We start from the raw sequence: 26,414 nt of genomic DNA, 5'->3' as shown, positions 1-26,414 counted from the left end.
GCATTTGCTGCGCCGCCCTTTGGTGCGCGCCGTTTTGATTGCTGCGCTCGTCGCGCTGCTGGCTTGGGTCGGCGGCGGACAGGCGCTGCTCGGCCGCATCGACCCGGCGCTTGCAGTCCCGATCCTTGCGCCGCCGATGTTGCTTTTGGCGTACTGGCATCGGGGCGACGGGGCCGCGCTGCGGCGGCGCACATTTGTCCTTGCGCTTATCGGTTTGGCAGTAGCCCAGACGCTGCTTGCAATCCTTCTGGCAGGATCGGCAGCATTCGGCCAATTGGCGCTCGTGCTGGTCGCGGGCGCGGTGGCGGGATTTGTTGCCGACCGGATCGTGCAATGGCGGTCGCGGGCGATGTTGCTGCCGTGGCTTGCCGGACTGATGCTGGCAATCGGGTGGTTCGCGGCGGGACATGTGCTCCTCGCGCGGCTCTATCATCCTTCGGCTGCCTCGACCGATGCTCCCGCGGCGACGATGTTGACCGGTCTGCCGCTGCGCTGGTCGGGACGTGCCGACATCGCTGCGATCATCGCCGATGAGGCGGAGGATGATCCGGCGCTGATCGCGATCGAGGCCATGGGGCCGATTTCGCTGGTCGATAGTCTGGTCGATCATGTGCCGCCGCCCGGCGGCACGCTTTTGATCGCACACCCGCGCGCGCTGGCGCCGCAGGAACTGGTTGCGATCGATGCGTTTGTTCGCGGCGGCGGCACCGCGGTGGTGCTGGCCGATGCGCTGTCGGGCTGGCCGGCGCGCCACCCGCTCGGCGATCCGCGCAATCCCCCGATCACCAGTTTGCTCACGCCGCTGCTCGATCATTGGGGGGTAACGCTTGGCGCCGCGCCGACCGACGGCCATAATGTGCAAGTGGCCGATGTCGATCGCTCGCGCCTGCGCTTGTCGAGCGCGGGCCGGTTCGATCGTCTGCCGCCGATGTGCCGTTCCTTTGCCGATCGCCGCGTCGCGCGCTGCCGGATTGGCGCCGGCGAAGCCTGGCTGGTCGGCGATGCCGACCTGCTGTTTGCGCCCTTATGGTCACCGACCGTACCCGGCGCCGATCATCTTCGCCGGGCGGATACGATGGAATGGCTGTCGGCGCGACTGTGGCCCGGCGCCGGAGTCGCGCCGCTGAATCCGTCGTGGATTCGCGTTCGCGCTGACTGAGATGCCCTTTTCACCCCATTTTGCCCCGATCGAGTCGCGCCCTTCGACTAAGTTGACCCATAGACGTCGCATTTCGATCATCTATTTGGGCATTTTGCGATTAATAGGGGCTAGATTCCCTATTTCACCCTAAATTACCCCTTTTCACCCCACTCTATAGTTGATAGTCAGGAATCGGAGAGGGGCAATCTCCACCGACGCCGAACGAGCTGGAATCATGCGATTCCGGGGCCAGGAAAGTATTGCCGGGTGGCGCATAGGGGGCAGAGCGATGGCGATTGTGACGCCCGGCCAGTATGCAGGCACCAGTTTCGCCGCGATCGATGGCAAAGGGCGGATCGCCGTCCCCTCTCAGTTCCGCAACAATGTGCCCCTCATTGCGGACGGTCAGCGCGTGCTTTGGGTCGGCTTTCACGAAAAGCTGCCCTGCCTGGTCGCTTACGGTCAGGATCAATATGATCGTTTGAATGGCGAGATCGAGCGCGAGCGCGAAACGGCGCGCTCCCGGAACCTCGACTTCGATGAGGATGTCGAGTTCAAAAAACGTTTCAGCTACACCGAGCCATACACGCTCGACGACAGCGGACGTTTCCTGCCCAGCTTTACCCACCGCGACCGTGTCGGCGACGCCGGGGCGACCGCTTTCGTCGGGTCGGGCCGCCGCTTCGAAATCTGGTGGCTGCCGACGCTTGCCGAATGCGCCGAAGCTGACCCGGTGCTGCAGCGTCTCGCCGCGTCCTGGGATGCGACAAAAGGGAAGGGGCGCAAATGAGCGACCTTTCCCACCAAGCGCCTAGGGATCCCCGCCACGATCCCGTCCTGCGCGACGAAGTGATTGCCGCCCTCGCGATCGCGCCCGGTGAACGTCACGTTGACGCGACCTTCGGCGCCGGCGGCTACACCCGCGCGATGCTCGCTGCGGGCGCCGACGTCATTGCCTGCGACCGCGATCCCGATGCGATCGCCGACGGTCAGGCGCTGGTCGAGGACGCGGGCGGCAAGCTCACCTTGATCCATGGCCGCTTCGGCGAAATCGACCGGCTGCTCGCCGAGCGCGGGATCGATGCGGTCGACGGCATCACCTTCGACATTGGCGTGTCGTCGATGCAACTCGACCAGGGCGAGCGTGGCTTTTCGTTCCAGAAAGACGGTCCGCTCGACATGCGGATGGCGCAAGACGGCGAAAGCGCCGCCGAATGGCTAAACCGCGCCGACGAGACCGAGATTGCCGACGTGCTGTTTCATTATGGTGACGAGCGTCAGTCGCGCCGCGTCGCGCGCGCGATCGTCGCCGCACGCCCGCTCAGCCGCACCGGCGAGCTGGCGACCGTGATCCGCAAGGCGCTGCGCCATCCGCCCGGCGCGCCGAAGGATCCGTCGACCAAAAGCTTTCAGGCGATCCGCATCCACATCAATTCCGAACTCGACGAGTTGGTCGCGGGTTTGGCCGCCGCCGAGCGGCTGCTGCGTCCCGGTGGCCGCCTTGCGGTCGTCAGCTTTCACAGCACCGAGGACCGGATCGTGAAGAACTTTCTGCGCGAACGCAGCGGCGGCGACGCCGGCGGATCGCGCCATCGGCCGGCCGCCGCGGCCGCTGCCGATGCGCCATCCTTCCAGACCCCGGCGCGCAAAGTGCGACCGGGTAAAGCGGAAGAGGCCCGCAACCCGCGCGCTCGGTCGGCAACGCTGCGTAGTGCCGTGCGCACTGCGGCGCCCGCCTGGCCAGATCATTCGATGAAGGAGGCGATCTCATGTTGATGGCGGCGCGCAAGCTTCAGGGGATCGGACTGGTCCTGCTCGTGCTGATCTTCGCGATGATGCTTTACCCGGTGTCGCTGAAGGTCGCGGCGACGCGCAGCGAACTGACCCGCATCGAAAAGCAGATCGATCGGACCCGCGACAATATTCGCTATCTGGAATCGGAACTCGCGGTGCGCGCTTCGATGCGTCAGCTCGAACAATGGAATGCCGATACCTTCGGCTATTCGGCGCCCGCCGCCGACCAGTATCTTTCCAGCGAACGCCAGCTCGCCTCGCTCGACCGTCTGCCGCGTGCCCGCGGGGCCAACGAGGTGGCGCCAGTATTGATGGCGATGGTGTCGCCGGTCGCCGTCCCCGCTGCGTCCAAGGAAAGCCCGGTCGCGAAAAAGCCTGCTGCGGCTAAGCCGATCATATTGGCGCAGGCTGACTCGGCCGTCCGCAGCGACGTGACGCCGCGACTGGCGCCGACCCGTCGGCGCGAACAATTGAAGATGATCGAGGACCAGCTGCTCGCCGAATCGACGCTCGCCGATCTCAAGCGCGCTGCCGCTGCCGAAGCCGCGGGAAGCAAGCCCGGCCGATGAACACGCTGGTCGTCCGTCCGACCCGGGTGCGCACCGCGGGGGTGCGGCAGCAAATATTGCTGACCGCGCAGCAGCGTCTGATGATCCTGATGCTGCTGTTCATGGCGGCATTTTTTATGGTGTCGATGCGGCTGCTTTATTTCGCGATGTTCGACACCGCGTCGCGCAATGGTTCGGCGTCGACCGCCTTTCTTCCGGCGCGCGCCGATATCGTGGACCGCAACGGCATTCCGCTGGCGCGGACGATCGATGGCTATTCGATCCGCGTCGTTCCGGCCAAACTGCTCAACAATCGCCAATATCTGGCCGACGAGCTGCACAAGATTTTCCCTGACATGTCGCGCGCCGAGCTGCTGGCGAAAGTCAGCGGCCCCCGTCCGACCTATATCCGCCGCCGCGCGTTGCCCGATCAGGTCGCGGCGGTGAACGCGATCGGCGACGTCGGTTTCGACTTTCCGCGTGAAAAGGAACGGCTCTATCCCCAGCTGTCGCTGGCCGCGCATGTGCTGGGCTTTACCGACGCTGCCGGGCATGGCGTCACCGGCGTCGAAGGCGCGTATGACGGCCGCCTGATCGACAAGGCGACGCGCGGCGATCCGCTGGCGCTGTCGATCGATGCGCGCGTTCAGGGGGTGCTGGAAAGCGAACTGGGTTCGGCGGTTGCGAACCTTGAGGCGCTGGGCGGCGCCGGGATCATCCTCGACGTCCACACCGGCGAAATCGCCGCAATGACATCGCTGCCGACCTACAACCCAAACAAGCTGCTGCCGGAAAATATGGCGGCGCGCCGCAATGCGGTGACGCATAATCTGTACGAACTGGGCTCGACGTTCAAACCGCTGACGATCGCCGCGGCGATCGACGCCGGCACCGTGACCAGCATGGCGCGCCGGTATGACGCAAGCCAGCCGTTGGCGATCGCCGGTTACAAGATCCGCGATCTTCATTCGTCGGGGCGCTGGCTGAACGTCCCGGAAACGCTGATCCACAGCTCGAATATCGTCACGGCGCGCATCGCCGACGAACTGGGTCGCGAAAAGATGGAAGCGATGTTCCGCAGCCTGGAATTCGACGGCCGACCACAGATCGATCTGAAAGAACGCGCCTTTCCGCTATGGCCCAAGCATTGGGGCCGGCTGACGACAATGACCACCGGCTATGGCCACGGCATTGCTGTAACGCCGCTGCATCTGGCCAGCGCCTATGCCGCGCTGGTCAACGGCGGCATTTATCGCCCAGCGACCATCACCAAACTGGGCGATCAGGCACCGCCAAAGGGCCGCCGCGTGTTCAAGGCGGCGACCAGCGCACGGATGCGCCAGCTGCTCCGCCTGATCGTGTCCGACGGCACGGGCAAGCAGGCCGAAGCACCGGGGTTTCGGGTCGGCGGCAAGACCGGCAGCGCCGAAAAGCCGGGCGCCGGGGGCTATCGCCGCAGCTCGGTCGTGGCGACCTTTGCCGCCGCTTTCCCGATGGATAATCCGCGCTATGTCATCCTGGTGATGATCGACGAGCCGAAGGGCAATGCCTTCAGCTCCGGTCAGCGCACCGCCGGCTGGACCGCGGCGCCGGTGGTTCGCAAGGTCGTGACCCGCGCCGGCCCGATGCTCGGGGTTTTCCCCGATGAAAGCCGCGACGTCGACGTCTCCGAACTCACCCCGTTGCTCTGGAGAAACGGGGAATCCGAATAATGCGCCTCTCCGCGCTGATCGATGACACTGGGTTGGTGGGCGACGATCCGGTCGTCACCGGGCTTGCCATCGATCATCGCAAGGTCGCGCCGGGCACGATATTTGGCGCGTTCATCGGTGAAAAATTCAACGGCGAAGACTTCATTCCCGACGCGGTCGAAGCGGGCGCCATCGCGGTGGTCGCGCGTCCCGAAGCGCCCGTCGCGGGCGCCGTCCATATCGCCGATGCCAATCCGCGCCGCGCCTTCGCACATATTGCCGCAAGCTATTTCCACCGTTTTCCCGCGACCTGCGTTGCGGTGACCGGGACCAATGGCAAGACGTCGACCGTCGAAATGACGCGCCAGCTTTGGCGGATGGCGGGCTTTCACGCTGCGTCGATCGGTACGCTTGGCATCACGACGTCGAACGACAGCGCCTCGACAGGGCTGACGACGCCCGACATTGTCACCTTTCTCAGCAATATGTCGGGGCTGGCGGTCGAGGGCGTGACCCACGCGGCGTTCGAGGCATCGAGTCACGGTCTCGATCAATATCGCACCGAGGGTTTGCCTGTGAAGGCGGCTGCGTTCACCAACCTCAGCCACGACCATCTCGATTATCATGGCACGATGGCGGCATATTTCGATGCCAAGCTTCGGCTGTTCAAAGAGGTTGTCGAACAAGCCGGTGCAGTGGTCGTATGGAACGACGATCTGCATTCTGCGGCGGTCGTCGATGCGGCAGCCGCGCGGGGGCTTCGGGTGATGACTGTCGGGGCCACCGGTGCGGACCTCCGCCTTCTTTCCCGCGAACCGACCCAGCTGGGCCAGTCGCTCGTCATCGCCGCGGGCGATGTGACCCAAAAGGTCGATCTGCCGCTGATCGGTGCCTATCAGGTCGCCAATGCGCTGGTATCGGCGGGGCTCGTCATCGCCACCGGCGGCGATGTGGCGCAGACGCTGGGCAATCTCGCGCGGCTCCAGCCGGTGCGCGGGCGGCTTGAGCGTGCGGCCATCACCAAGGCGGACGCTCCCGTCTATGTCGATTATGCCCATACCCCCGATGCCATCGAGGCCGCGCTCGACGCGCTGCGCCCGCATGCAGCCGGACGGCTGATCCTGGTATTCGGCGCCGGCGGCGACCGCGATCAGGCGAAGCGCCCAGAAATGGGCCGTATTGCTGCTGCGAAAGCCGATGTGCTGATCATCACTGACGACAACCCGCGCGGCGAAGATCCAGCGGTTATCCGCGCGGCTATTGCGGCAGGCGCGCCGAACGCGCAGGTCATTGGCGACCGTCGCAACGCCATCGCTGCCGCGATTGCCGAAGCGCGCGCCGAAGACATCATCTGCATCGCGGGCAAGGGGCATGAACAGGGGCAGATCGTCGGCAGCGGTGCCGCGATGCGCGTCATTCCGTTCGATGACGTCGCGGTCGTGCGCGAGTGCGCGGCATGAACCCGCTGTGGACCGCGCGCGCCGTTGCTGCCGCGACCGGCGGCAGCGCGAGTGCCGATTTTACCGCGCACGGCGTCGCCTTCGATTCGCGCGAAGTCACGACCGGCGACCTGTTCATCGCGATGCGCGGCGATGCGACCGATGGACATAAATTCATCGATAAGGCGATTGCGGCGGGCGCCGTGGGCATCGTCTGCGAAACCGCTATCGACCATCCGCACGTCCGCGTTCCCGACAGCACCGCGGCGCTGGACACGCTCGGCGTCGCTGCGCGCGCGCGCAGCCATGGCCGGATCATCGGAGTCACCGGTTCGGCGGGAAAGACGGGGACCAAGGAGGCGTTGTTCGCCGCGCTCGACCGCTTCCGCCCGGGCAAGGCGCACCGCTCGGTCAAAAGCTATAACAACCATGTCGGCGTCCCGCTCAGCCTGGCACGGATGCCCTCGACCGCCGATTTCGGCGTGTTCGAGATGGGGATGAACCATGCCGGCGAGCTGGCGGAGCTGACCCGCATGGTGCGCCCGCATGTTGCTGTCGTTACCACCATCGCCCCTGCACATATGGAGTTTTTCGGCAGCGAAGCGGCGATCGCCGATGCCAAGGGCGAGATTTTTGAAGGCCTCGAACCCGGGGGCACCGCGATCGTCCCGTTCGACAGCCCACATTATGCGCGGCTTCGCGCGAAGGCCGAACAGCATGCGGCGCACGTCATCAGCTTCGGGCTCGGCGCCGACGCCGATGTGCGGGCGGTTGACTGGCTGTCCGATGGACGCGGCGGCTCGCTCGTCACCGCGCAGGTTCAGGACTCGCTGCTCTGCTTCACCATCGCGCAGGCGGGCGCGCATTGGGTGTCCAATTCACTCGCGGTGCTTGCCGCGGTCAAAGCCGTCGGCGGCGACCTTCCCGCGGCGGGGCTGGCTTTTGCCGAGATGGCGGGGCTGGTCGGGCGTGGTGCGCGGCACCGCGTCCCGTTCGGCGGCGGGCATATCCTGCTGATCGACGAAAGCTATAATGCGAATCCGGCCTCGATGGCGGCGACGATTGGCCAGCTTGGCAGCGAATCGGGCGAGCGCCGGATCGCGATTCTGGGCGCGATGAAGGAGCTGGGACCGGACGGCGCGACGTATCACGCTAACCTCGCGTCTCCGCTCGTCGCAGCCGGGGTGCAATTCGCCCTGCTTGTCGGCGACGAGATGGCGCCGCTGGCAAAGACGCTTGAGGGCCGTATTGATTTCGCGCATGTCGCCGACCATTCGGCCGCCAAAGCGCGACTGGGCGACTTGATCCGTCCGGGTGACACGGTGCTGATCAAGGGGTCGAACAGCGTCGGCCTGTCGCAGCTGGTGACAGCGCTGACCAACGGGGAATTTTGATGCTTTACTGGCTGGCGGAATGGCTCGGCTTTCCGGGGGTTCTCAACCTCATTCGCTATCTGAGCTTCCGCTCGGGCGCCGCGGTCGCGACCGCGCTCATCATCGGGCTGTGGATCGGCCCGCGCTTCATTCTGATGCTGCGCATGCGGCAGGGGAAGGGCCAGCCGATCCGCGAAGATGGCCCGCAAAGCCATTTCGCCAAAAAGGGCACGCCGACGATGGGCGGGCTGATGATCCTGATTTCGTTGATGATTTCGGCACTGCTCTGGATGGACCTTGCCAACCGGTTCGTCTGGGCGTGCATTTTCGTAACCGGCGGTTTCGCGGCGGTCGGTTTCCTCGACGATCTCGACAAGGTGACCAAGGCCAGCCACCGGGGGATTCCCGGCCGCGTCCGGCTCTTGATCGAGTTCTTGATCGCCGGCGTCGCGGTGATGCTGATTGTCTCGCGGACCGGGACCGACCTGTACTTGCCGTTTTTCAGCGGCGTCGTGCTCGAGCTTGGGCCGCTCTATTATGTCTTTGCGATGGTCCTGATCGTCGGTTTCGGCAACGCAGTGAACCTGACCGACGGGCTCGATGGCCTTGCAACCTTCCCGGTCATCATTGCCAGCATGGCGATGCTCATCATTGTTTACCTGTCGGGCAATGTGAAGTTCGCCGAATATCTTGGTATCCCGCACGTTCCGGGCGCGGGTGAGCTTGCCATCTTCGGCGCCGCGATCATCGGAGCGTGCCTGGCTTTCCTGTGGTTCAACGCGCCGCCCGCCGCCGTGTTCATGGGCGATACCGGCAGCCTGGCATTGGGCGGCGCGCTCGCTACGATCGCGGTCACGGCGCAGCATGAGCTAGTGCTCGTCATAATCGGCGGGCTGTTCGTGGTCGAGGCGCTGTCGGTGATCATCCAGGTATTCTGGTATAAACGCACCGGCAAGCGGGTGTTTCGCATGGCGCCGATCCACCATCATTTCGAACAATTGGGCTGGCCCGAATCCACCGTCGTCATCCGGTTCTGGATTGTCTCTATCGTTCTCGCGCTCGCGGGACTCGCGACCTTGAAACTCCGGTGATCACCTCGCGCGCCTTTGCCGGTCGCCGCTATGCGGTGCTCGGACTGGCGCGCTCGGGATTGGCGACGGTCGAGGCGCTTGTTGCCAGCGGCGCCGGCGTGACCGCGTGGGACGACCGCGAGGAAGCGCGCGACGATGCTATGGCGCTCGGCGCCGACATCGGCAATCCGCTGGAAATCGACCTGATCGGCTTTGCCGGGGTCGTCGTGTCGCCGGGTGTGCCGCTCAACCGCCACCCGATCGCGGCGCACGCGCGCGAGGCGCATGTCCCGGTGATCGGCGACGTCGAATTGTTCGCCGAAGCGCGCGGCGACCTGCCGCCGCACAAAGTCGTCGGCATCACCGGCACCAACGGCAAGTCGACCGTGACCGCGCTGATCCAGCATATGCTGGAAAGCGCCGGGGTGCCGTCGCTGATGGGCGGCAACATTGGCCTGCCGATCCTCAGCCGCGATCCCATTCCCGAAGGCGGGGTCTATATCCTCGAACTGTCGAGTTACCAGATCGACCTGTCGCACAGCCTGGCCTGCGACATTGCGGTCCTGACCAATCTCAGCCCCGATCATCTCGACCGCTATGACGGCTTCACCGGCTATGCGGCGTCGAAAGCGCGATTGTTCGGATTGCAGCACCAAGGCCAGACGGCGATCGTTGCAGTTGACGACGACCCGTCGAAGATGGTCGCCAGCCGGATCAACCACCGGTTGCACCGCGTATCGGGCAAGGACATCGACCCGGTCGATCAGGCGCGCTGGCCCGCGCTGCAAGGTCCGCATAACGCCCAGAACGCGGTGTGTGCGATCGCGGTGTGCCGGGTGCTGGGGTTGAACGATGAACAGATCGAACGCGGCCTTGCGACCTATACGTCGCTGCCGCATCGGATGGAATTGGTCGGCGAAGTCGGGGGTGTCCGCTGGTATAATGACAGCAAGGCTACCAACGCGGCTTCCGCTGCACCGGCGCTGGCGGCGTTTCCGCCGGCGCCGGACCAGCGTTTGCACTGGATTGCCGGGGGGCAGGCCAAGGGCGATGGGCTGGCGGCATGCCGTCCGTGGTTCGGCCATGTCAGGCAAGCCTATCTGATCGGCGAAGCGATGGAGTCTTTCGCGGCCGAAATTGGCGACGCGTTGCCGGTTGACCCTGCCGGCGACATGGCGACGGCCGTGGCTCATGCGGCGGCGGCGGCAAAGCCCGGTGACATCGTCTTGCTGTCGCCGGCGTGCGCGTCGTTTGACCAGTTCAAAGATTATGAGCAGCGCGGCGATGTTTTTCGTGGGTTAGTACGGGCGCTTGGGGCATGAGCGGGGGAATGGACAATATGGACGCCACGAGCGAAAGGCCGGTGATCGCGACGACCCGCACGGTCAAGCGCCGGGGGCCTCGGCTCAGCCGCGCCGACCGCACGCCGTTGGGTGTGTGGTTCTGGGAAATTGACCGGGTACTCTTGCTGCTGGTGTCGATGCTGGTTGCGATCGGGCTAGTTGCCGTGGCTGCGGCGTCGCCGGTCGCGGCGCAGAAGCTGTCGACCAGCACGGCGTCGCTCGACCCGCTCTATTATTTCTATCGCCAGTTGATGTGGGTGTTCGTTGGTGTGCCGGTGATGCTGGGCGTGTCGATGCTGCCGAAGGCGCAGGCACGGCGCTTTGCCATTTACGGCACGATCACCTTCTTGGTGCTGTTGTTCCTCGTCCCATTGCTCGGCACCACCGTAAACGGCGCCCAGCGCTGGATCGGCAGCGGCGTGTTCCGGCTTCAGCCATCGGAGTTTCTCAAGCCGTTTTTCGCGGTGTCGCTGGCGTGGATCCTGTCGCTGCGGCTGCACGATCAGAGCTTGCCTGTGGTGCCGCTCAGCTTTGTCCTCACCGGGGTCATCGCGATGCTGCTGATGGGGCAACCCGATCTGGGGCAGACGGTTATTTTTGCCGCGACCTGGCTGGTGCTGGTCATGGTGGCCGGCCTGTCGATGCGGATTATGGGGATGCTTGCCGCAACGGGGGTCGTCGGTATCGTGCTCGCGTATTTCTTCTATCCGGTGGCGCAGCAGCGCATCAACATCTGGCTGTTTGCCGAGGGTGACAGTTTTCAGGTCGACAAGGCGCATGCGACGCTGACCGCGGGTGGGCTGATCGGTACCGGGCCGGGCGCGGGGCTGGCCAAGTTCCAGCTGCCCGAGGCGCATACCGACTATATTTTCTCGGTCATCGGCGAAGAATTCGGGATGATCGCCTGCATCGCGATCGCGATCCTGTATCTGGCGATTATCGTGCGGGTGCTGGTGCGCCTGCTCGACGAAGAAGACAGCTTTCTGATTCTCGCTGTCGCCGCGCTGATCGCGCAATTCGGCGGTCAGGCCGTGATCAACATGGCGGTGAACACCCAGATCTTTCCATCCAAGGGAATGACGTTGCCGTTCATCAGTTACGGCGGTTCGTCCTTCCTCGCCCTATCGATCGGCATGGGTTTGCTCTTGTCGCTGACCCGGCGAAACCCCTATGCGGCGCGCGTGTCGATGACCCGCAACTGGAACAAGAAATGACCGCCCGACCATGACCGCAACGCGCCACTATCTGCTCGCCGCTGGCGGCACCGGCGGCCATCTGCTGCCCGCTTATGCGCTGGCGGGCGAATTGATTGCGCGCGGGCACCGCGTGGCGCTGGTCAGCGACGATCGTGGGCTGAAGATTCCGGGCGCCCCGGCCGAGATGGAAACGCATGTCCTGCCCGCCGGACGCGTGTCGGGCGGGCCCATCGGCTGGATCAAGGCGGCACTGGCGATCCGCAAGGGGCGGCGCATGGCGATTGGCCTGATCGACGAATTCGATCCTGCGGTCGTGGTCGGCTTCGGCGGCTATCCATCGCTCCCCAGCCTGCTCGCAGCAGGTACGATGAAGCGGCCGCGGGTGATCCACGAGCAGAACGCCGTCCTTGGCCGGGTCAACCGGCTGATGGCGCCGCGCGTCGATGCGGTCGCCGTCGCCTACCATAATATCCAGCGCTATCCTGCCGGTCATGAGCTCAAGAAGCACATCACTGGCAATCCAGTGCGCGAAGAAGTCATTGCGATCCGCGAGGAAGGTTTTCCGCCGCTGCCCGAGGACGGAATTTTTCGCCTGCTCGTGGTCGGGGGAAGTTTGGGCGCGACGGTGCTTAGCGACGTCGTTCCCGCCGCCATTGCGATGCTGCCCCGCGCGCTGCTCGACCGGCTGCAGGTCGTCCAGCAGTGCCGCGAGAACGATCTGGAAACGGTACGCGCCAAATATGCCGATCTCAGCGTCGCCGCCGAATGTGCGACCTATATTGCCGATTTCCCCGAACGGCTGCGCTGGGCGCATCTGGTCATCGCGCGCGCCGGTGCATCGACGGTGGCCGAACTGGCCTGCGCCGGGCGGCCCGCGATTTTCGTGCCCTATCCCAGCGCGATGGACAATCATCAGACCTATAATGTCGTCGACATGGTCGAGGCCGGCGGCGCGCGGTCGATCCCGCAGCCGCAATTCACCCCCAGCGAGCTCGCCAAACAGATCCAGCGCATGGCGCTCGAACCCGGCGCTTTGGAAAATGCCGCCGCGCGCGCCGCAAGCTGCGGTCTGCCCGATGCGACCCGCGACCTTGCTGACCTCGTCGAATCGCTCGCCGCGCCGCCGATGATGGATGTCATCCGCGTCGGTGCGCCGTCGGGCCAGCGCGCCGCCGCAGCCGGCATGGCGTCCGCTCGCATGGGAGGCGAATGATGCGCGGCGTTGCGACCGACATCGGCACCATCCACTTCATCGGCATCGGCGGCATCGGCATGTCGGGCATCGCCGAGGTGATGCACAATCTTGGCTATCAGGTGCAGGGCAGCGACATCGCCGACGGTTATGTCATCGACGGCCTGCGCAAACGCGGGATCAAGGTCGCGATCGGCCATGACGCGGCGAATGTCGACGGCGTTTCGGTCGTCGTGACCTCGACTGCGGTCAAGCGCGGCAACCCCGAGGTCGAGGCAGCGCTCGCGCATCGCATCCCGCTCGTCCGCCGCGCCGAAATGCTCGCCGAACTGATGCGGCTGAAATCGACCGTCGCAATCGCCGGAACGCACGGCAAGACGACGACGACCAGCCTTGTCGCGGCGCTGCTCGACGCGGGCGGGATCGACCCAACGGTGATCAACGGCGGCATCATCAACAATTATGGCTCGAACGCGCGCCTCGGCGCCAGCGACTGGATGGTGGTCGAGGCCGACGAGAGCGACGGCAGCTTTCTGCGCCTCGACGGTACGATCGCGGTGGTCACCAACATCGATCCCGAACATCTCGACCATTATGGCAGCTTCGACGCGATCAAGGACGCTTTCGTCGAGTTTATCGAAAACGTGCCTTTTTACGGCGCCGCGATGCTCTGCCTCGACCATCCCGAGGTGCAGGCGATCATCCCGCGCATCCGCGACCGGCGCATCGTCACCTATGGTTTTTCGGCGCAGGCCGACGTGCGTGGCACCAATGTGACCCCCGGTCCCGACGGCAATCGCTTCGACGTCGTCGTGCGCGACCGCGACGGGAATAGCCGGACGATCGAGGGTATCCATCTGCCGATGTCGGGCCGTCACAATGTCCAGAACTCGCTCGCGGCGATTGCGGTGGCGCTGCATATGGGGGTCAGCGACGACAAGATCGTGTCGGGCTTCCACGGCTTTGCCGGGGTCAAGCGCCGTTTCACCAAGGTTGGCGAAATCGCGGCGGGGGAGGGCGTCGTCACCGTGATCGATGATTATGCCCACCACCCGGTCGAGATCCGCGCGGTGTTGTCGGCGGCGCGCGAAGGCGTCGGCGCGGGGCGCGTTGTTGGCGTCGTCCAGCCGCACCGTTTCACCCGCCTGCGTGACCATATGGACGATTTCCAGCAGGCGTTTAACGACGCCGACATCGTGCTGGCGCTGCCCGTCTATGCCGCGGGCGAAAGCCCAATCGAAGGCGTGTCGTCGGATACGCTGGTCGCAGGGTTGCGCGATCGCGGCCACCGTCAGGCGAGTGTCGTCGCCGATGCGGGCGCTCTGGCCGCAGCTATCGCCGCGAGCATTGCCTCTGGCGATCTTGGCGCGGGTGATATGGTGATCTGCCTCGGCGCGGGCGACATTACCAAGATGGCGGCGGGTTTGGCCGCTGCGGTAGAGGCGGCATGAGCCTCGCCGAAACCCTCCCAGTCGTCCGCGGCAAACTGACCGCAAACGCCCCCCTCGCGCCGCTGGTCTGGTTCAAGTCGGGCGGCCCCGCCGACTGGCTGTTCGAACCGAAGGACGCCGACGACCTCGCCGATTTTCTGCGCGATCTCGATCCGGCAACCCCGGTGATGGCGCTCGGCCTTGGCTCGAACCTGATCATCCGCGATGGGGGCTTCCCCGGCATCGTCGTCCGGCTCGGCAAGGCTTTCGCCAAGGTCGATGCGATCGACGCCACGACGCTGCGCTGCGGCGGCGGCGCGTCGGGCATCCTCGTTTCCTCGACCGCGCGCGATGCGGGCATCGCCGGTCTGGAATTCCTCCGCTCGATCCCCGGCACGGTCGGCGGCTTCGTCCGCATGAACGGCGGTGCCTATGGCAGCGAGGTCAAGGATATCCTGATCGACTGCGATGTGATGCTCCGCTCTGGAGAACGCCGGACGCTGCCGCTCGCCGAACTTGGTTACACCTATCGCCACAGCGAACTGCCCGATGGAGCGGTCGTGATCGGCGCAACCTTCCGCGGTCATCCCGATGATCCCGCCGTCATTCAGGCCGAAATGGACCGCATCTCGGCCAGCCGTGAAGCATCGCAGCCGCTGCGTTCGAAGACCGGCGGTTCGACCTTCAAGAATCCCGACGGCCACAAAGCTTGGCAACTGGTCGACGAAGCCGGATGCCGCGGTTTCAGCCTCGGCGGCGCGCAGGTCAGCGAGAAGCACACCAATTTCCTCATCAACACCGGCGATGCGACCAGTGCCGATATCGAGGCGCTTGGCGAAGAAGTCCGCCGCCGGGTGAAAGCCAAGAGCGGCGTGGATCTGCAATGGGAAATACAGCGCGTGGGAGTGACAAAGTGAGCCGGGGTCCATGGCATGTCGCCGTCCTGATGGGGGGCTGGTCAGCCGAGCGCGAAGTGTCGCTGATGAGCGGCACCGGGGTGGCCGACGCGCTCGAAAGCCGCGGTCACAAGGTTACGCGGATCGACATGGACCGCGACGTCGCGCAGCGACTGGCCGACGCCAAGCCCGACGTGGTGTTCAACGCGCTGCACGGCGTTCCGGGCGAGGACGGCACGGTGCAGGGCATGCTCGACCTGATGGGCCTGAAATACACCCACAGCGGCCTCGTCACCTCGGTGATCGCAATCGATAAGGAATTGACGAAGCAGGCGCTGGTGCCACATGGCATCCCCATGCCGACGGGGACCATAGTCGACAGCGAAAGCCTCTATTCCATCGACCCCTTGCCGCGCCCCTATGTGCTGAAACCCCTCAACGAGGGCTCGTCCGTGGGCGTTGCGATCGTCAAAGACGACAGCAATTATGGCAATCCGATCGCGCGGGCAGCCGTCGGCCCGTGGCAGGAGTTCGACCGGCTGCTCGCCGAGCCTTTTATCAAGGGGCGCGAACTGACGGTTGCCGTGCTCGGCGATGCAGCGCTCGCCGTCACCGAACTGCGCGTGAAATCGGGTTTCTACGACTATGACGCAAAATATACCGATGGCCTGACCGAGCATGTCTGCCCCGCCGATGTCCCCGATGACGTCGCACAGCGCATGATGGACCTTGCGCTGCAATCGCATCGCCTGCTCGGCTGCAAGGGCGCCTCGCGCTCCGATTTTCGCTGGGATGATGAACATGGCCTCGCAGGCATTTTCCTGCTCGAGGTCAATACCCAGCCGGGGATGACACCATTGAGTCTGGTGCCCGAACAGGGGCGCGCCGTCGGCATGGATTATGCCGAACTGGTCGAACGCATCGTGGGGGAAGCGTTATGAGCAAGACACAGATAAAACGCGGCAAAGCACCGCCGCGGCGGCCGTCACGTACGCCAAAGAAGCGCCGCAAGGTCCAGACGTCGCGGCTGAACGCGATCATCAACGCGTTGCCGATCAGCCCGCAGCGATTGCAGAAGGTCGCGAATTGGACGATCGGGCTCAGCCTGTTCGCCGTCGCCGCGATCGGCGCGCACGCGACCGGGGTGACGGCAAAGGTGCATGAGGAATATGCGCAGGCGGTCGGCCGCGCGGGTTTCCAGGTCAAAAAAGTTGAGGTCGTCGGCGCCGACCGCATCGACCGGCTGAAAGTGTATGACATCGCGCTGGCGCAGAAGGACCGCTCGATGGCGGCGGTCGACCTTGACGGGGTGCGCGGCGATCTGATGCGCTATGGCTGGATCAAGGATGCGCGCGTGTCGCGGCGTTTGCCTGACACGCTGGTCGTCGACATCGTCGAGCGCACCCCGGCGGCGATCTGGCAGCACAACAACCGCCTGTCGCTGATCGACGACAAGGGTGTCGTGCTCGAACCCGTGACCGTGGCGACAATGCCCGACCTGCCGCTCGTGATCGGGCCGAAGGCCAACCAGCGCTCGCAAGATCTCGACCGCCTGCTCGCCGAAGCGAGCTCGTTGAAAGAATTGCTGGCCGGTGCGACGTGGGTGGGCAATCGCCGCTGGGACTTGCGTTTCCGCAGTGGCGAGACGCTATCGCTCCCCGAAGGTGAAGCCGAAGCGAAGGCTGCACTCGCCAAATTCGCGCATATGGACGGCGCCAACCGTTTGCTGGGGCGCGGCATCTTGCGTTTCGACATGCGCGATCCGGCGCGGTTCGTGCTACGCTTGCCGCACGAAGGGCAAGTGGCGCCCGCGAAGCTCGACGATGCGCGCGCTGCGGTCGATGCGGTCGCCGAAGTCGCTTCGGCCGAAAAGGGATAATATGGCGCCGCCGCGCATCGAAAAGATCATCACCGCGCTCGACGTCGGGTCGTGGAAGGTGTGCGCGCTGATCGCGGGGCAGACCGCCGACGGGCAACTCCACGTGCTCGGCACCGGCCAGCGCGAGAGCCGCGGCGTCCAGCGCGGCTATGTCGCCGACATGGAGCAGACCGAACATATCGTGCGCGAGGCGATCGAGCAGGCGGAGCGGATCGCGGGCCTGAACATCGACGATGTGTGGGTCGCCTTTTCGGCGGGCGGGCTGATCAGCGACGTCGCGCCGATCGAAAGCGAGCTCGGTGGTCACCGCATCGAAAAGGAGGACATCGACGACCTGCTGGCGGCAGGACGTGCCGGGATCGATCCCGAAGGGCGGATGATCCTGCACGCGCAGCCCGCGCTCTACACGCTCGACGGGCTGACCGGGGTCAAGAACCCGATCGGGCTCCACGCCGACCGGCTGGGGGTCGATATTCATATCATCATGGCGGACGGCGCGCCGGTGCGGAACCTGGAAGCGGCGGTCCGCCAAGCGCATCTCGACGTCAACGCGGTGGTCGCGTCGCCGATTGCGGCGGGGCTTGCCTGCCTTTCGGATGAGGAACGCGACCTGGGCGTTGCGCTTGTCGAGCTTGGCGCGGCGGTTACCACCGTCTCGCTTTATGCCGGAGGGATGCTGGTCGAAATGGCATCGCTGCCCTTTGGTGCCAGCGACATCACCGACGACATCGCTTCGGCCTTTGGCATCCGGCGCAGCCAGGCGCAGCGATTGCAGAGCTTTTACGGCTCGGCCTCCGCCAGCCCGCGCGACAATAACGAGATCATCGAGCTGGAACCCGGCGCGCCGACGAACGGCGATGCCCCGCGTATCACCCGCGCGCAGTTGGTGACAGTAATCCGCCAACGCCTCGACGCGATGATGGGAGAGATCGGCAGGACGCTGAAAGACCTCCATTTCGTCGGTCCGATCGGGCGTCAGGTGGTGCTCGTCGGCGGCGGCGCCGATCTTAAGGGTATCGCTGATTACACCCAGAGCGCGCTTGGCCGCGCCGCCCGCGTCGGGCGACCGCGCGGCTTGCACGGCCTGCCCGATGCGCACAGCGGCCCTGCTTTCGCGACGCTTGCCGGTCTGGTTCTGTACGCTGCTTCGGACCCGGTGGACCTTCGGGACCTGCCGATGATGTCACAGGACGTTTATCGCCCGGCGGGCACTTCGATCCTCCATCGGTTGATGGCAGCGCTGAAAAGCAGTTTTTAGCGGTGAAACGCGAAAAAAGGTTAATTTTTTGGGTGATTCCCGCGTCACAATAGTGCAATGCGGTTGCAGAAAACCGGGCGGTCGGACTGCCGCTCGGATGGGTCGCAAGGTTGGGGAAGCGGCAACTGTCCGCCGCTGCAGGGAGACTTTTTGATGAGCATCAATATTGGCCCGCCGCAGGTCGATGAACTGAAACCGCGCATCGCGGTGATCGGCGTCGGCGGCGCGGGTGGCAATGCCATCGCAAACATGATCGCGGCGCGGGTCGAGGGGGTCGACTTCATTGTTGCCAACACCGACGCGCAGGCGCTGAACGCCTCGCCGGCCGAACGGCGCATTCAGCTGGGGACGCAGATCACCCAGGGACTGGGCGCCGGCTCGCGGCCCGAGGTTGGCCGCGCGGCAGCCGAGGAAAGCATCGCGCAGGTCGAAGAGGCGCTGAACGGCGCGCACATGTGCTTCATCGCCGCAGGGATGGGCGGCGGCACCGGTACTGGTGCTGCTCCTGTCATCGCCAAGGCAGCGCGCGATCGCGGCATCCTGACCGTTGGCGTGGTGACCAAGCCTTTCACATTCGAAGGCCAGCGCCGCATGCGTTCCGCAGATTCGGGCATCGCCGAACTGCAGGATCATGTCGACACGCTGATCGTCATTCCCAACCAGAATCTGTTTCTGGTCGCCAACCCGAACACGACCTTCAAAGAAGCCTTCACCATGGCGGATGAAGTGCTGCAGCAAGGCGTCCGCGGCATCACCGACCTGATGGTCATGCCCGGCCTGATCAACCTCGATTTTGCCGACGTCCGCAGCGTGATGCGCGAAATGGGCAAGGCGATGATGGGCACCGGCGAAGCTGAAGGCGACGGCCGCGCGCTGGAAGCGGCGCAGAAAGCCATTGCCAATCCGCTGCTCGACGGCGTTTCGATGGCGGGCGCGAAGGGTGTGATCATCTCGATCACCGGCGGCGAAGACATGCGCCTGATGGAAGTTGACGAGGCTGCGAACCACATTCGTGAGCTTGTCGATCCCGACGCCAACATCATCTGGGGTAGTGCTTTCAACGACAGCCTCGACGGTAAGATCCGCGTGTCGGTGGTTGCCACCGGCATCGACAGCACCGGCGAAATGGCGGCGCAGGTCTCTCCCGCGACGCGCAGCTTCTCCTTTGCCCCGGCGCGCGCGGCAGCGCCCGCACCGGTTGCCGAAGAAGCTTTTGAGCCGGTCGTCGACGAAGAACCTGTCGCCGAAGCGTCGGCAGTGGCGGACGACGAACCGGCACCCGGATTTTCGTTGAGTGATGCGGCCGAAGCCGAAACGCCTGCCGCCGAAGAAGAGCCGATGGAATTGTCCGAGGTCGCCGCGACCTATGACGATACGTCGGACGAATTGGTCCTTGATGCCCCCGAAGCACCCGCAACCGATTATCGGACCGCTCCGGCCTTGGGCGCCGACGCGGGTTCGGGCGAGGAATCGCCTGCGCGCTCGGTCGGCGGGGGGACCTTGTTCGAACGCATGTCGCGCCTGTCGCGCGGAGCTACGCCGCCCGAGGGGGAGGGTGGCGACAAGGAAGACGGAGTTGATATCCCGCGCTTCCTGGGGCGTCAGAACAACCAGTAACGGGGCCATCGAACGGCTGCCCACCGGGCGCGGCAGGCCGGAAATCGGGATGATTTGCCCATGCGGCAAGCAAAAATGACGGCGAAGCCGGCGCGCGCACGGCGCTGCGTCGGCGCGCTCGGCGCGCTCGGCGCGCTGTTGCTGGGGGCGGCACTGTTGTCCCCGGCGCAGGCGCTGCAGGTGACGCCGCCCGATGCGGCAACCAAAGCGGCGATGGAAAAGCGCACCGCGGCGCGCACGTTGCTATCGTCGGCGCTTGCCCGCATTGCAGCGAACAACAGCGATTCCACTGCACTTCTGGATGCCGGGCGGGCGTCGATCGAACTTGACGACCACCGCGCCGCGCTCGGCTTTCTGGTCCGCGCCGAACAGGCAAGTCCGCGCGACGGTGCGGTGAAGGCCGCGCTGGGGTCGGCGATGGTTCATATGGAAAACCCGACCCGCGCGCTGGACTATTTTGGCGAAGCGCAGCTGCTTGGCGCCCCCGAGCGGCTGTTCCTGTCCGACAGGGGTTTGGCGCGCGATCTGTTGGGGCAACAGGATGCGGCGCAGCGTGATTATCAGCTCGCGCTGGCAACGGTCCCCAGTGATGAACTGACACGGCGCTACGCGCTGTCGCTGGGGATCAGCGGCGAAACCGACCGGGCCGTGGCGATGCTGACCCCGCAACTCCGCGCGCAGGATCGCGGCGCGTGGCGACTGCGCGCGATGATTCTGGCGATGAACGGACGCGACGGCGAAGCGAGCGAAATTGTCAACGCGACGATGCCGCCCGCGATGGCCCAGACTATTTTGCCCTATCTGACCCAGATGGACCGGCTCAATCCGGCGCAGCAGGCCGCGGCGGCGCATTTCGGTCGCTTTCCGAACGGTCAGCTCGGCCCGAAGCGTAAACCCGTGCAAATCGCGGCGGTAACCCCGCCGCCCGCGCCGTCGCCCACTGCGACGGGCAAGCGCGCGTCGGCTAGCACGAAGCGTCCGTCCGCAGCGTCGGTGGCGGCCGCGCCAGCCGCGGTGCCGGTCACGCGGCGGCCGGGGCCAGCTTATGCCGAGCCGCGTCCATCGACAGCGCAACCTGTCAAGGCACCGGTGCCGCAGCAATCGACCGTTTCGCCGACGACGCCGGCACCCGCCGACGCCACCGGCTGGATTTCGCCGAGGCCGACGCCGACAAATCCGTTTCCGGCGGCAGGCAGTTCAGCACCGACTGTTGTCCGGGTCGAACCGACGCCGGAAAATCCGTTCCCCGCCGCGGCTGGGCCAGCGCCGGTTTTTGTCGAGGCCAACCCCAAGCCGACGCCAACATTGCCCGCCGCAAGCGCCGCCGCTGCGCCAATCGCGACAAACCCGGCCCAGTCGGCCGACCCGGTCGGGCCGGGCTTTTCGATTGCCGATATGGGGCGCGGCGCGGCAAATGGGCCATCCGGGACTGCGACAACGCCGCAGTCGCCCGCCGCGGCAACCTCGCCCGTACCTGCGCCCGCGACCGCACCATTTACGCCCGCGCCGCTTGCCTCACTCGCTGACATCGTCGGGTCGATTGAAATCCCGCCCGAAGAGCTGAGCCGGCCCGAAAATGCGATCGGTGCGGAGACTCTCGCGAAGCTATTGGAAGACAAGCGGCGTGCCGACGCGGCGGAGGACGCTCAGCGCGAAAAGGACGCCGTGGCGGCGAAAGCGAAGGCCGAGGCGGACAACAAGGCAAAAGCCGACGCCGCCAAGGCCAAAGCCGAGGCGGCCGAGAAAAAGGCCAGCCCGGCACGCATCTGGGTTCAAGTCGCGACAGGCGCTAACGCCCGCGCGCTGGCAGCCGATTTTGGCAAGTTCGCCAAGAAGAGTCCCGACCTGTTCAAGGGCAAATCGGGCGCGACGGCTGAATGGGGCAAAACCCGTCGCCTGCTCGTCGGCCCGTTCAAAGATCGCAAGGCGGCTCAGGATTGGCTGACGGGCTACAAGAAGGGGGGCGGCGACGGCTTCCTTTTCAACAGCGAGGCGGGCCAGGCCGTCGATCCCGTCAAGTGAGCGTCGCTGATTGTGCCAGCGACCCTGCGCAAAGCCGCGGGCGCCGCTATGGCGAGCTTGGCCGGGTTGTGCGGGGGCCGCGCGACGATTTTCAGCGCGACCGAGACCGCATCATCCATTCGATCGCCTTTCGCCGCCTGCGCCACAAGACGCAGGTGTTCGTGGCGCCTGACGGCGACCATTATCGCGTCCGCCTGACCCATAGCATCGAAGTGGCGCAGATCGGCCGCGGTATCGCGCGCGCGCTCGGACTCAACGAGGATCTGACCGAGGCGCTGTGTCTGGCGCACGACATCGGTCATCCGCCTTTCGGCCATGCCGGCGAGGATGCGCTGAAGGCCGCGATGGCGGCGCATGGCGGCTTTGATCACAATGGACATACGCTGCGCACGCTGGCGCAGCTCGAATGTCCCTATCCGCTGTTCGACGGCCTCAACCTGACATGGGAGACACTCGAAGGGCTCGCCAAGCATAACGGCCCCGTAACGAATCCCGGCTGGGCACTCGCTGAAATCGATGGCGATTTCGGACTGGATCTCGGCAGCCACGCCAGCCTGGAGGCTCAGATCGCGGCGGTCGCCGACGACATCGCCTATGACAATCATGACATCGACGATGGCCTGCGCGCCGGGCTGCTCGACATCGACCAACTGATGGAACAGCCTTTTGTTGCCGCCAACTTTCGCGCCGTCGAGACGCGTTTTCCGGGGGCGCCGCGCGACCGGTTGCTCCGCGAACTGGTGCGCGACCAGATCGGCGTGATGGTCAACGACGTCATCGCGGCGACCATGGCAAATATTGCGGCAACGGGTGCTGCGAGCGTCGATGACGTGCGCGGCGCCGGAAAAACGCTCGGGAGCTTTTCGCCAGAACTCGCGGCCGAGGAGCGGGGTCTCAAACGCTTCATGTACGCCAATCTCTATCATCATCCCGAGCAAGTTGCCGCCGCCGAAGCCGCGAACGAGGTCGTCGGCCGCCTGTTCGCCGCTTATGCCGACGACCCGCAATTGATGGGCGCCGACTGGTCGGCACGGCTGCCGGGCGAAGAATGCGCGACAGTGCGTCACATCGGCGACTATATTGCAGGGATGACCGATCGTTTTGCCATTGACCGTTATGCCGAGATCTTCGGGCGCGACGCGGTACCCGAGGCGCTGGCGCATGTTTAAGGTGATGCTCGTCGGGGCGACCGGAATGGTCGGCGACGCCGTCGTCAACAATTCGGGCTCGGGTAGCATGACGATCCTGGCCCGGCGTGGTCCGCGCGATCCCTATCCACAGCGCCATCGCTCGATCGTCCGGCCGACAGAAGATTGGGCGACGATTATCGCCGAAGACAAGCCCGATATCTTGATCAACTGTCTGGGGACAACGATCCGGCAAGCGGGGTCTCAGGCGGCGTTTCGTGCGGTTGACCATGATCTGGTTCTCGCGGTCGCTGCCGCGACGAAGCAGGCTGGCGCGGCGCAGATGATCAGCGTGTCGTCGGTCGGCGCATCGGCGCAAAGCCGAAATTTTTACCTGAAGACCAAAGGTGAGACGGAGGGCGTACTCCGCAATCTCGGTTTCGACCGCCTCGACCTGATCCGCCCCGGGTTGCTGCTCGGCGACCGGCCGGGGCCGCCGCGGCTCGGCGAAGGGATCGCCACGATCGCGGCGCCTTTCACCGATGCGCTGCTTCGCGGCTCCCTCCGTCGTTACCGCTCGATTCAGGGGGGCGTCGTCGCCGCCGCGATCGCCGCCTTGGTCGGGCAGGGTGGTTCGGGCGTGCACATCCATGAAAACGACGCGATCCGCGCGCTCGCCGATTGACTCCGCAAAAGCGCAGCGCCAAGGCTTGAGCGTCTGTCGGATCTCGCAAGGGATTCGACCAGTCGCGCGGGAGAGCGTGAGGGCAGGGAAACCGGGCCTCACCACCGAAGGAGCAACCGCCCCGGAAACTCTCAGGTCAGCAGGACCGCGCAGGCTGGAACGGACACTCTGGAAAGCGTTCCGGCTGTCGGCTGGAACCACCGAAGGGGTAACCCCGGCGAGCCCGGGGGAAAACTCTCAGGTTCCCGTGACAGAGGGGGCATGGCGCAAGGCGTGGCACCCTGCCGCGCATCCGCCGTGCATCCGCGGGAGACTGGCATGACCGAAACCGAACAGACGAACGACGATGGCGCGATCGAGGCAGCAACCGAGATGCTGCCGCTCGACGCCTGGCACCGCGCCAGGGGCGGCCGCATGGTCGAGTTCGCCGGTTACTGGATGCCGATCCAGTATGAAGGCATCATGGCCGAACACCAGTGGGTGCGCGAAAATGCCGGCCTGTTCGATGTCAGCCATATGGGGCAGTTATATTTGTCGGGCGAAGGGCTCGACGATGCGCTCGAGGCGGTGCTTCCCGGCGACATCAAGAGCTTGGCGGTCGGGCGTATGCGTTATTCGGTGCTGCTGGCCGAGGATGGCGGCATTCTCGATGACCTGATGCTCAGCCGCTGGCCGGACGGCATCTATATGGTCGTCAACGGCGCGGTGAAGTGGGAGGATATCGGACATCTTCGCGAAGAACTTCCCGACGCGATCACGATCAATCATTTCGAGGACCGTGCGCTGCTTGCCTTGCAGGGGCCGAAGGCGTTCGACGCGCTGAAGCGGCACACCACCGGTCAATGGGGCCTTGATGCGCTCGTTTTCATGATGGGCGGGCCTTATCAGATCGGCGGGATCGACGCGTGGATCAGCCGGTCGGGCTATACTGGCGAAGATGGGTTCGAGATTTCGGTCGACGCCGACAAGGTCGGGTATGTGGCCGACATCTTGTGCGGCGAACCCGAGGTCAAACCGATCGGGCTGGGTGCGCGCGATAGTCTGCGGTTGGAGGCGGGTTTGCCGCTCTATGGCCATGACCTTGATCCGACGATCGATCCCGTCGAAGGCGATCTGGCGTTCGCGATCAGCAAGCGCCGCCGCGAGGAAGGCGGATTTCCCGGCGCCGCGCGCATCCTGGGCCACCTTGCCGACGGTTCGGCCCGCAAGCGCGTCGGCCTGCTCGTCGATGGCAAAATGCCGGTGCGCGAAGGCGCCAAACTGTTCGACGGCGACAGCGAAATCGGCGTCGTGACGTCAGGCGGCTTCGCTCCTACCATCGGCGCGCCGATTGCGATGGGCTATGTGCCGCGCGACCATGCTGCGCCGGGTACCGCGCTGGCCGCCGAAGTCCGCGGCAAGCGGGTGGCCTGCACCGTCGCCGCCATGCCCTTTGTCCCGCATAATTATGTTCGTAAAACAGGAGCTTGATCGATGCCGCGTTATTATACCGAAGAGCATGAGTGGATCGATGTCGACGGCGACGTCGCGACGGTGGGCATCACAGACTTCGCACAGGGCCAGCTCGGCGACATCGTCTTTGTCGAAGTTCCCGACACGGGCGCCGAACTGAGCCAAGGCGGCGACGCCGCGGTGGTTGAATCGGTGAAGGCGGCGAGCGACGTTTATGCGCCCGTCGATGGCACCGTGACCGAAGGCAATGGCCAGCTCGAAGAAGATCCGGCGCTCGTCAATTCGGACCCTGAAGGCGAGGGCTGGTTTTTCCGTCTGGCGCTCAGCGACAAGAGCCAGCTCGAAGGATTGATGGACGCGAAAGCGTACAAGGCCTTCTGCGACACGCTCTAAGGATTTCATCCCTCCCCAATCAGGGGAGGGGTTTTTTGGAGATGCCCTATCGCCATCGCTGCCGCCCTTGCCAATTGCCGCCTGATGGTGGCGACGCCGATCTATGAAGGGGCGCAGGGTACTTATGTGCGCGCTGCACTAGGGCTGGCGCTGCGCGCGCAGGCCATGGGCATTTCCGTGCGTTTTGAATTCATCCTCTACCAGCCGTCGATCACGCGCGCGCGCAACATGCTGGCCGCGATGTTCCTGGCCAGCGATTGCACTCACATGCTGTTCGTCGATGCCGACATCGACTTTTCGGCCGACGATGTGTTTTCGATGATCGAGGCAATGGCGGCCCATCCTGAATGCGGCGTGATGGGCGCCGCCTATCCGCGGCGGATGGTCAACTGGGCGAATGTCGTACGCGCGGTCGAGATGGGGTTGGGCAAGGATAATCCCGCCGATCTTGCGCGTTATGCGGGCGACTTTGCCCTGCATTTTCTGCATCCTAACCAGAATTTCCAGATGACCGATCTGGTCGAGTTGGCGCGGCTCGGCACCGCAATGATGCTTATCCGCCGCGACGTGCTCGAGGGCTTGGCGGCGGCGATGCCCGACCTGGTGTTCCGGCCCGATCCCGCCGAACGGCAGGCGCACGGCGTCGGTGAAGTCGTTCCCGCCTTTTTCTGCCCGCTGATCGAACCCGATACGCAGGCATTGTTGTCCGACGACTATGCGTTTTGCCGCCGCGTTCGCGACGCGGGTTACCGTATCTGGCTCGCGCCATGGATCCGCACGACCCACGCCGGTCCGACAGTCTTTTCGGGTACCCTTGCCGACACTGTTCAGCTTTTTTCCCAAAAACCAGAATCTTCTGCGGAGTAGT

General features: G+C 65.0%; 23 protein-coding genes and 2 riboswitches. All 23 genes read left to right on the top strand.

What is annotated here, in order from left to right:
* Window positions 1-4: 4 nt before the first annotated feature.
* The 23 genes from ACQY6T_RS02180 to ACQY6T_RS02070 all read left to right on the top strand — a co-directional run bounded on the left by ACQY6T_RS02180 (window position 5) and on the right by ACQY6T_RS02070 (window position 26,413).
* Window positions 5-1,159 carry a Gldg family protein gene (locus tag ACQY6T_RS02180; RefSeq protein ID WP_428627895.1) on the top strand — a complete coding sequence of 385 codons (1,155 nt, stop codon included), beginning with the start codon at window positions 5-7 and terminating at the stop codon, window positions 1,157-1,159.
* A gap of 271 nt (window positions 1,160-1,430) precedes the next feature.
* Entirely contained in the window at window positions 1,431-1,931 is a 501-nt protein-coding gene (locus tag ACQY6T_RS02175) for a division/cell wall cluster transcriptional repressor MraZ (RefSeq protein ID WP_428627892.1), read from the top strand.
* Complete coding sequence (gene rsmH / locus ACQY6T_RS02170) at window positions 1,928-2,917, top strand: 16S rRNA (cytosine(1402)-N(4))-methyltransferase RsmH (RefSeq protein ID WP_428627890.1); 990 nt, start codon at window positions 1,928-1,930, stop codon at window positions 2,915-2,917. The genes ACQY6T_RS02175 and rsmH overlap by 4 nt, the downstream gene beginning before the upstream one ends.
* Window positions 2,911-3,504, top strand: coding sequence for a hypothetical protein (locus ACQY6T_RS02165; RefSeq protein ID WP_428627887.1), 594 nt, complete (start codon window positions 2,911-2,913; stop codon window positions 3,502-3,504). The genes rsmH and ACQY6T_RS02165 overlap by 7 nt, the downstream gene beginning before the upstream one ends.
* A complete protein-coding gene (locus tag ACQY6T_RS02160) occupies window positions 3,501-5,195 on the top strand; it encodes a peptidoglycan D,D-transpeptidase FtsI family protein (RefSeq protein ID WP_428627885.1) in 1,695 nt (564 codons plus the stop codon). The genes ACQY6T_RS02165 and ACQY6T_RS02160 overlap by 4 nt, the downstream gene beginning before the upstream one ends.
* Window positions 5,195-6,634, top strand: coding sequence for a UDP-N-acetylmuramoyl-L-alanyl-D-glutamate--2,6-diaminopimelate ligase (locus ACQY6T_RS02155; protein WP_428627882.1), 1,440 nt, complete (start codon window positions 5,195-5,197; stop codon window positions 6,632-6,634). The genes ACQY6T_RS02160 and ACQY6T_RS02155 overlap by 1 nt, the downstream gene beginning before the upstream one ends.
* The gene (locus ACQY6T_RS02150; protein WP_428627879.1) at window positions 6,631-8,007 is read left to right on the top strand and encodes a UDP-N-acetylmuramoyl-tripeptide--D-alanyl-D-alanine ligase; all 1,377 of its coding nucleotides are present in this window, start codon (window positions 6,631-6,633) and stop codon (window positions 8,005-8,007) included. Before ACQY6T_RS02155 ends, ACQY6T_RS02150 begins: the two co-directional genes overlap by 4 nt.
* Window positions 8,007-9,077, top strand: a complete 1,071-nt coding sequence (mraY, locus tag ACQY6T_RS02145) for a phospho-N-acetylmuramoyl-pentapeptide-transferase (protein WP_428627877.1) — start codon at window positions 8,007-8,009, stop codon at window positions 9,075-9,077. Before ACQY6T_RS02150 ends, mraY begins: the two co-directional genes overlap by 1 nt.
* Window positions 9,074-10,378: a UDP-N-acetylmuramoyl-L-alanine--D-glutamate ligase gene (murD, locus tag ACQY6T_RS02140; protein ID WP_428627874.1), complete on the top strand. Its 1,305-nt coding sequence runs from the start codon at window positions 9,074-9,076 to the stop codon at window positions 10,376-10,378. The genes mraY and murD overlap by 4 nt, the downstream gene beginning before the upstream one ends.
* Window positions 10,375-11,613 carry an FtsW/RodA/SpoVE family cell cycle protein gene (locus ACQY6T_RS02135; RefSeq protein WP_428627871.1) on the top strand — a complete coding sequence of 413 codons (1,239 nt, stop codon included), beginning with the start codon at window positions 10,375-10,377 and terminating at the stop codon, window positions 11,611-11,613. Before murD ends, ACQY6T_RS02135 begins: the two co-directional genes overlap by 4 nt.
* A gap of 10 nt (window positions 11,614-11,623) precedes the next feature.
* The gene (murG, locus tag ACQY6T_RS02130; protein WP_428627869.1) at window positions 11,624-12,808 is read left to right on the top strand and encodes an undecaprenyldiphospho-muramoylpentapeptide beta-N-acetylglucosaminyltransferase; all 1,185 of its coding nucleotides are present in this window, start codon (window positions 11,624-11,626) and stop codon (window positions 12,806-12,808) included.
* Window positions 12,808-14,238, top strand: a complete 1,431-nt coding sequence (gene murC / locus ACQY6T_RS02125) for a UDP-N-acetylmuramate--L-alanine ligase (RefSeq protein ID WP_428627867.1) — start codon at window positions 12,808-12,810, stop codon at window positions 14,236-14,238. Before murG ends, murC begins: the two co-directional genes overlap by 1 nt.
* Window positions 14,235-15,134 carry a UDP-N-acetylmuramate dehydrogenase gene (murB, locus tag ACQY6T_RS02120; RefSeq protein ID WP_428627866.1) on the top strand — a complete coding sequence of 300 codons (900 nt, stop codon included), beginning with the start codon at window positions 14,235-14,237 and terminating at the stop codon, window positions 15,132-15,134. Before murC ends, murB begins: the two co-directional genes overlap by 4 nt.
* Complete coding sequence (locus tag ACQY6T_RS02115) at window positions 15,131-16,054, top strand: D-alanine--D-alanine ligase (RefSeq protein ID WP_428627864.1); 924 nt, start codon at window positions 15,131-15,133, stop codon at window positions 16,052-16,054. The genes murB and ACQY6T_RS02115 overlap by 4 nt, the downstream gene beginning before the upstream one ends.
* A complete protein-coding gene (locus ACQY6T_RS02110; protein WP_428627862.1) occupies window positions 16,051-16,992 on the top strand; it encodes a cell division protein FtsQ/DivIB in 942 nt (313 codons plus the stop codon). The genes ACQY6T_RS02115 and ACQY6T_RS02110 overlap by 4 nt, the downstream gene beginning before the upstream one ends.
* Window position 16,993: 1 nt before the next feature.
* Window positions 16,994-18,250 (top strand): cell division protein FtsA, encoded by a 1,257-nt coding sequence (ftsA, locus tag ACQY6T_RS02105; protein WP_428627859.1) that lies wholly within the window; start codon window positions 16,994-16,996, stop codon window positions 18,248-18,250.
* 153 nt (window positions 18,251-18,403) lie between these two features.
* Window positions 18,404-19,867: a cell division protein FtsZ gene (ftsZ, locus tag ACQY6T_RS02100; protein WP_428627857.1), complete on the top strand. Its 1,464-nt coding sequence runs from the start codon at window positions 18,404-18,406 to the stop codon at window positions 19,865-19,867.
* Window positions 19,868-19,942: 75 nt separating this feature from the next.
* Entirely contained in the window at window positions 19,943-21,889 is a 1,947-nt protein-coding gene (locus tag ACQY6T_RS02095) for an SPOR domain-containing protein (protein ID WP_428627856.1), read from the top strand.
* Window positions 21,886-23,058: a deoxyguanosinetriphosphate triphosphohydrolase gene (locus ACQY6T_RS02090; protein ID WP_428627853.1), complete on the top strand. Its 1,173-nt coding sequence runs from the start codon at window positions 21,886-21,888 to the stop codon at window positions 23,056-23,058. The genes ACQY6T_RS02095 and ACQY6T_RS02090 overlap by 4 nt, the downstream gene beginning before the upstream one ends.
* Window positions 23,051-23,701, top strand: a complete 651-nt coding sequence (locus ACQY6T_RS02085; protein ID WP_428627851.1) for an NAD-dependent epimerase/dehydratase family protein — start codon at window positions 23,051-23,053, stop codon at window positions 23,699-23,701. The genes ACQY6T_RS02090 and ACQY6T_RS02085 overlap by 8 nt, the downstream gene beginning before the upstream one ends.
* A 57-nt stretch (window positions 23,702-23,758) precedes the next feature.
* A riboswitch (glycine riboswitch) is annotated at window positions 23,759-23,859 on the top strand.
* Window positions 23,860-23,965: riboswitch (glycine riboswitch) on the top strand.
* A 54-nt stretch (window positions 23,966-24,019) separates the two neighbouring features.
* Entirely contained in the window at window positions 24,020-25,171 is a 1,152-nt protein-coding gene (gene gcvT / locus ACQY6T_RS02080) for a glycine cleavage system aminomethyltransferase GcvT (RefSeq protein WP_428627848.1), read from the top strand.
* A 3-nt stretch (window positions 25,172-25,174) separates the two neighbouring features.
* Entirely contained in the window at window positions 25,175-25,546 is a 372-nt protein-coding gene (gene gcvH / locus ACQY6T_RS02075) for a glycine cleavage system protein GcvH (RefSeq protein ID WP_428627846.1), read from the top strand.
* Window positions 25,547-25,630: 84 nt separating this feature from the next.
* The gene (locus ACQY6T_RS02070; protein ID WP_428627845.1) at window positions 25,631-26,413 is read left to right on the top strand and encodes a glycosyltransferase family 2 protein; all 783 of its coding nucleotides are present in this window, start codon (window positions 25,631-25,633) and stop codon (window positions 26,411-26,413) included.
* Window position 26,414: the final 1 nt, after the last annotated feature.

Origin of the sequence: Sphingopyxis sp., assembly GCF_965279725.1 — a bacterium.
Taxonomy (GTDB): Bacteria; Pseudomonadota; Alphaproteobacteria; order Sphingomonadales; family Sphingomonadaceae; genus Sphingopyxis.
Note: the sequence above shows the minus strand (reverse complement) of the source record. Positions and strands in the feature narration are given on the sequence as shown.

Bases quoted from the DNA above. Each gene is read 5' to 3' on its own strand.
- ACQY6T_RS02175 (WP_428627892.1), top strand. From the start codon at position 1,431: ATGGCGATTGTGACGCCCGGCCAGTATGCAGGCACCAGTTTCGCCGCG.
- rsmH (WP_428627890.1), top strand. From the start codon at position 1,928: ATGAGCGACCTTTCCCACCAAGCGCCTAGGGATCCCCGCCACGATCCC.
- ACQY6T_RS02165 (WP_428627887.1), top strand. From the start codon at position 2,911: ATGTTGATGGCGGCGCGCAAGCTTCAGGGGATCGGACTGGTCCTGCTC.
- ACQY6T_RS02160 (WP_428627885.1), top strand. From the start codon at position 3,501: ATGAACACGCTGGTCGTCCGTCCGACCCGGGTGCGCACCGCGGGGGTG.
- ACQY6T_RS02155 (WP_428627882.1), top strand. From the start codon at position 5,195: ATGCGCCTCTCCGCGCTGATCGATGACACTGGGTTGGTGGGCGACGAT.
- ACQY6T_RS02150 (WP_428627879.1), top strand. From the start codon at position 6,631: ATGAACCCGCTGTGGACCGCGCGCGCCGTTGCTGCCGCGACCGGCGGC.
- mraY (WP_428627877.1), top strand. From the start codon at position 8,007: ATGCTTTACTGGCTGGCGGAATGGCTCGGCTTTCCGGGGGTTCTCAAC.
- ACQY6T_RS02135 (WP_428627871.1), top strand. From the start codon at position 10,375: ATGAGCGGGGGAATGGACAATATGGACGCCACGAGCGAAAGGCCGGTG.
- murG (WP_428627869.1), top strand. From the start codon at position 11,624: ATGACCGCAACGCGCCACTATCTGCTCGCCGCTGGCGGCACCGGCGGC.
- murC (WP_428627867.1), top strand. From the start codon at position 12,808: ATGCGCGGCGTTGCGACCGACATCGGCACCATCCACTTCATCGGCATC.
- murB (WP_428627866.1), top strand. From the start codon at position 14,235: ATGAGCCTCGCCGAAACCCTCCCAGTCGTCCGCGGCAAACTGACCGCA.
- ACQY6T_RS02110 (WP_428627862.1), top strand. From the start codon at position 16,051: ATGAGCAAGACACAGATAAAACGCGGCAAAGCACCGCCGCGGCGGCCG.
- ftsA (WP_428627859.1), top strand. From the start codon at position 16,994: ATGGCGCCGCCGCGCATCGAAAAGATCATCACCGCGCTCGACGTCGGG.
- ftsZ (WP_428627857.1), top strand. From the start codon at position 18,404: ATGAGCATCAATATTGGCCCGCCGCAGGTCGATGAACTGAAACCGCGC.
- ACQY6T_RS02095 (WP_428627856.1), top strand. From the start codon at position 19,943: ATGACGGCGAAGCCGGCGCGCGCACGGCGCTGCGTCGGCGCGCTCGGC.
- ACQY6T_RS02085 (WP_428627851.1), top strand. From the start codon at position 23,051: ATGTTTAAGGTGATGCTCGTCGGGGCGACCGGAATGGTCGGCGACGCC.
- gcvT (WP_428627848.1), top strand. From the start codon at position 24,020: ATGACCGAAACCGAACAGACGAACGACGATGGCGCGATCGAGGCAGCA.
- gcvH (WP_428627846.1), top strand. From the start codon at position 25,175: ATGCCGCGTTATTATACCGAAGAGCATGAGTGGATCGATGTCGACGGC.
- ACQY6T_RS02070 (WP_428627845.1), top strand. From the start codon at position 25,631: ATGGTGGCGACGCCGATCTATGAAGGGGCGCAGGGTACTTATGTGCGC.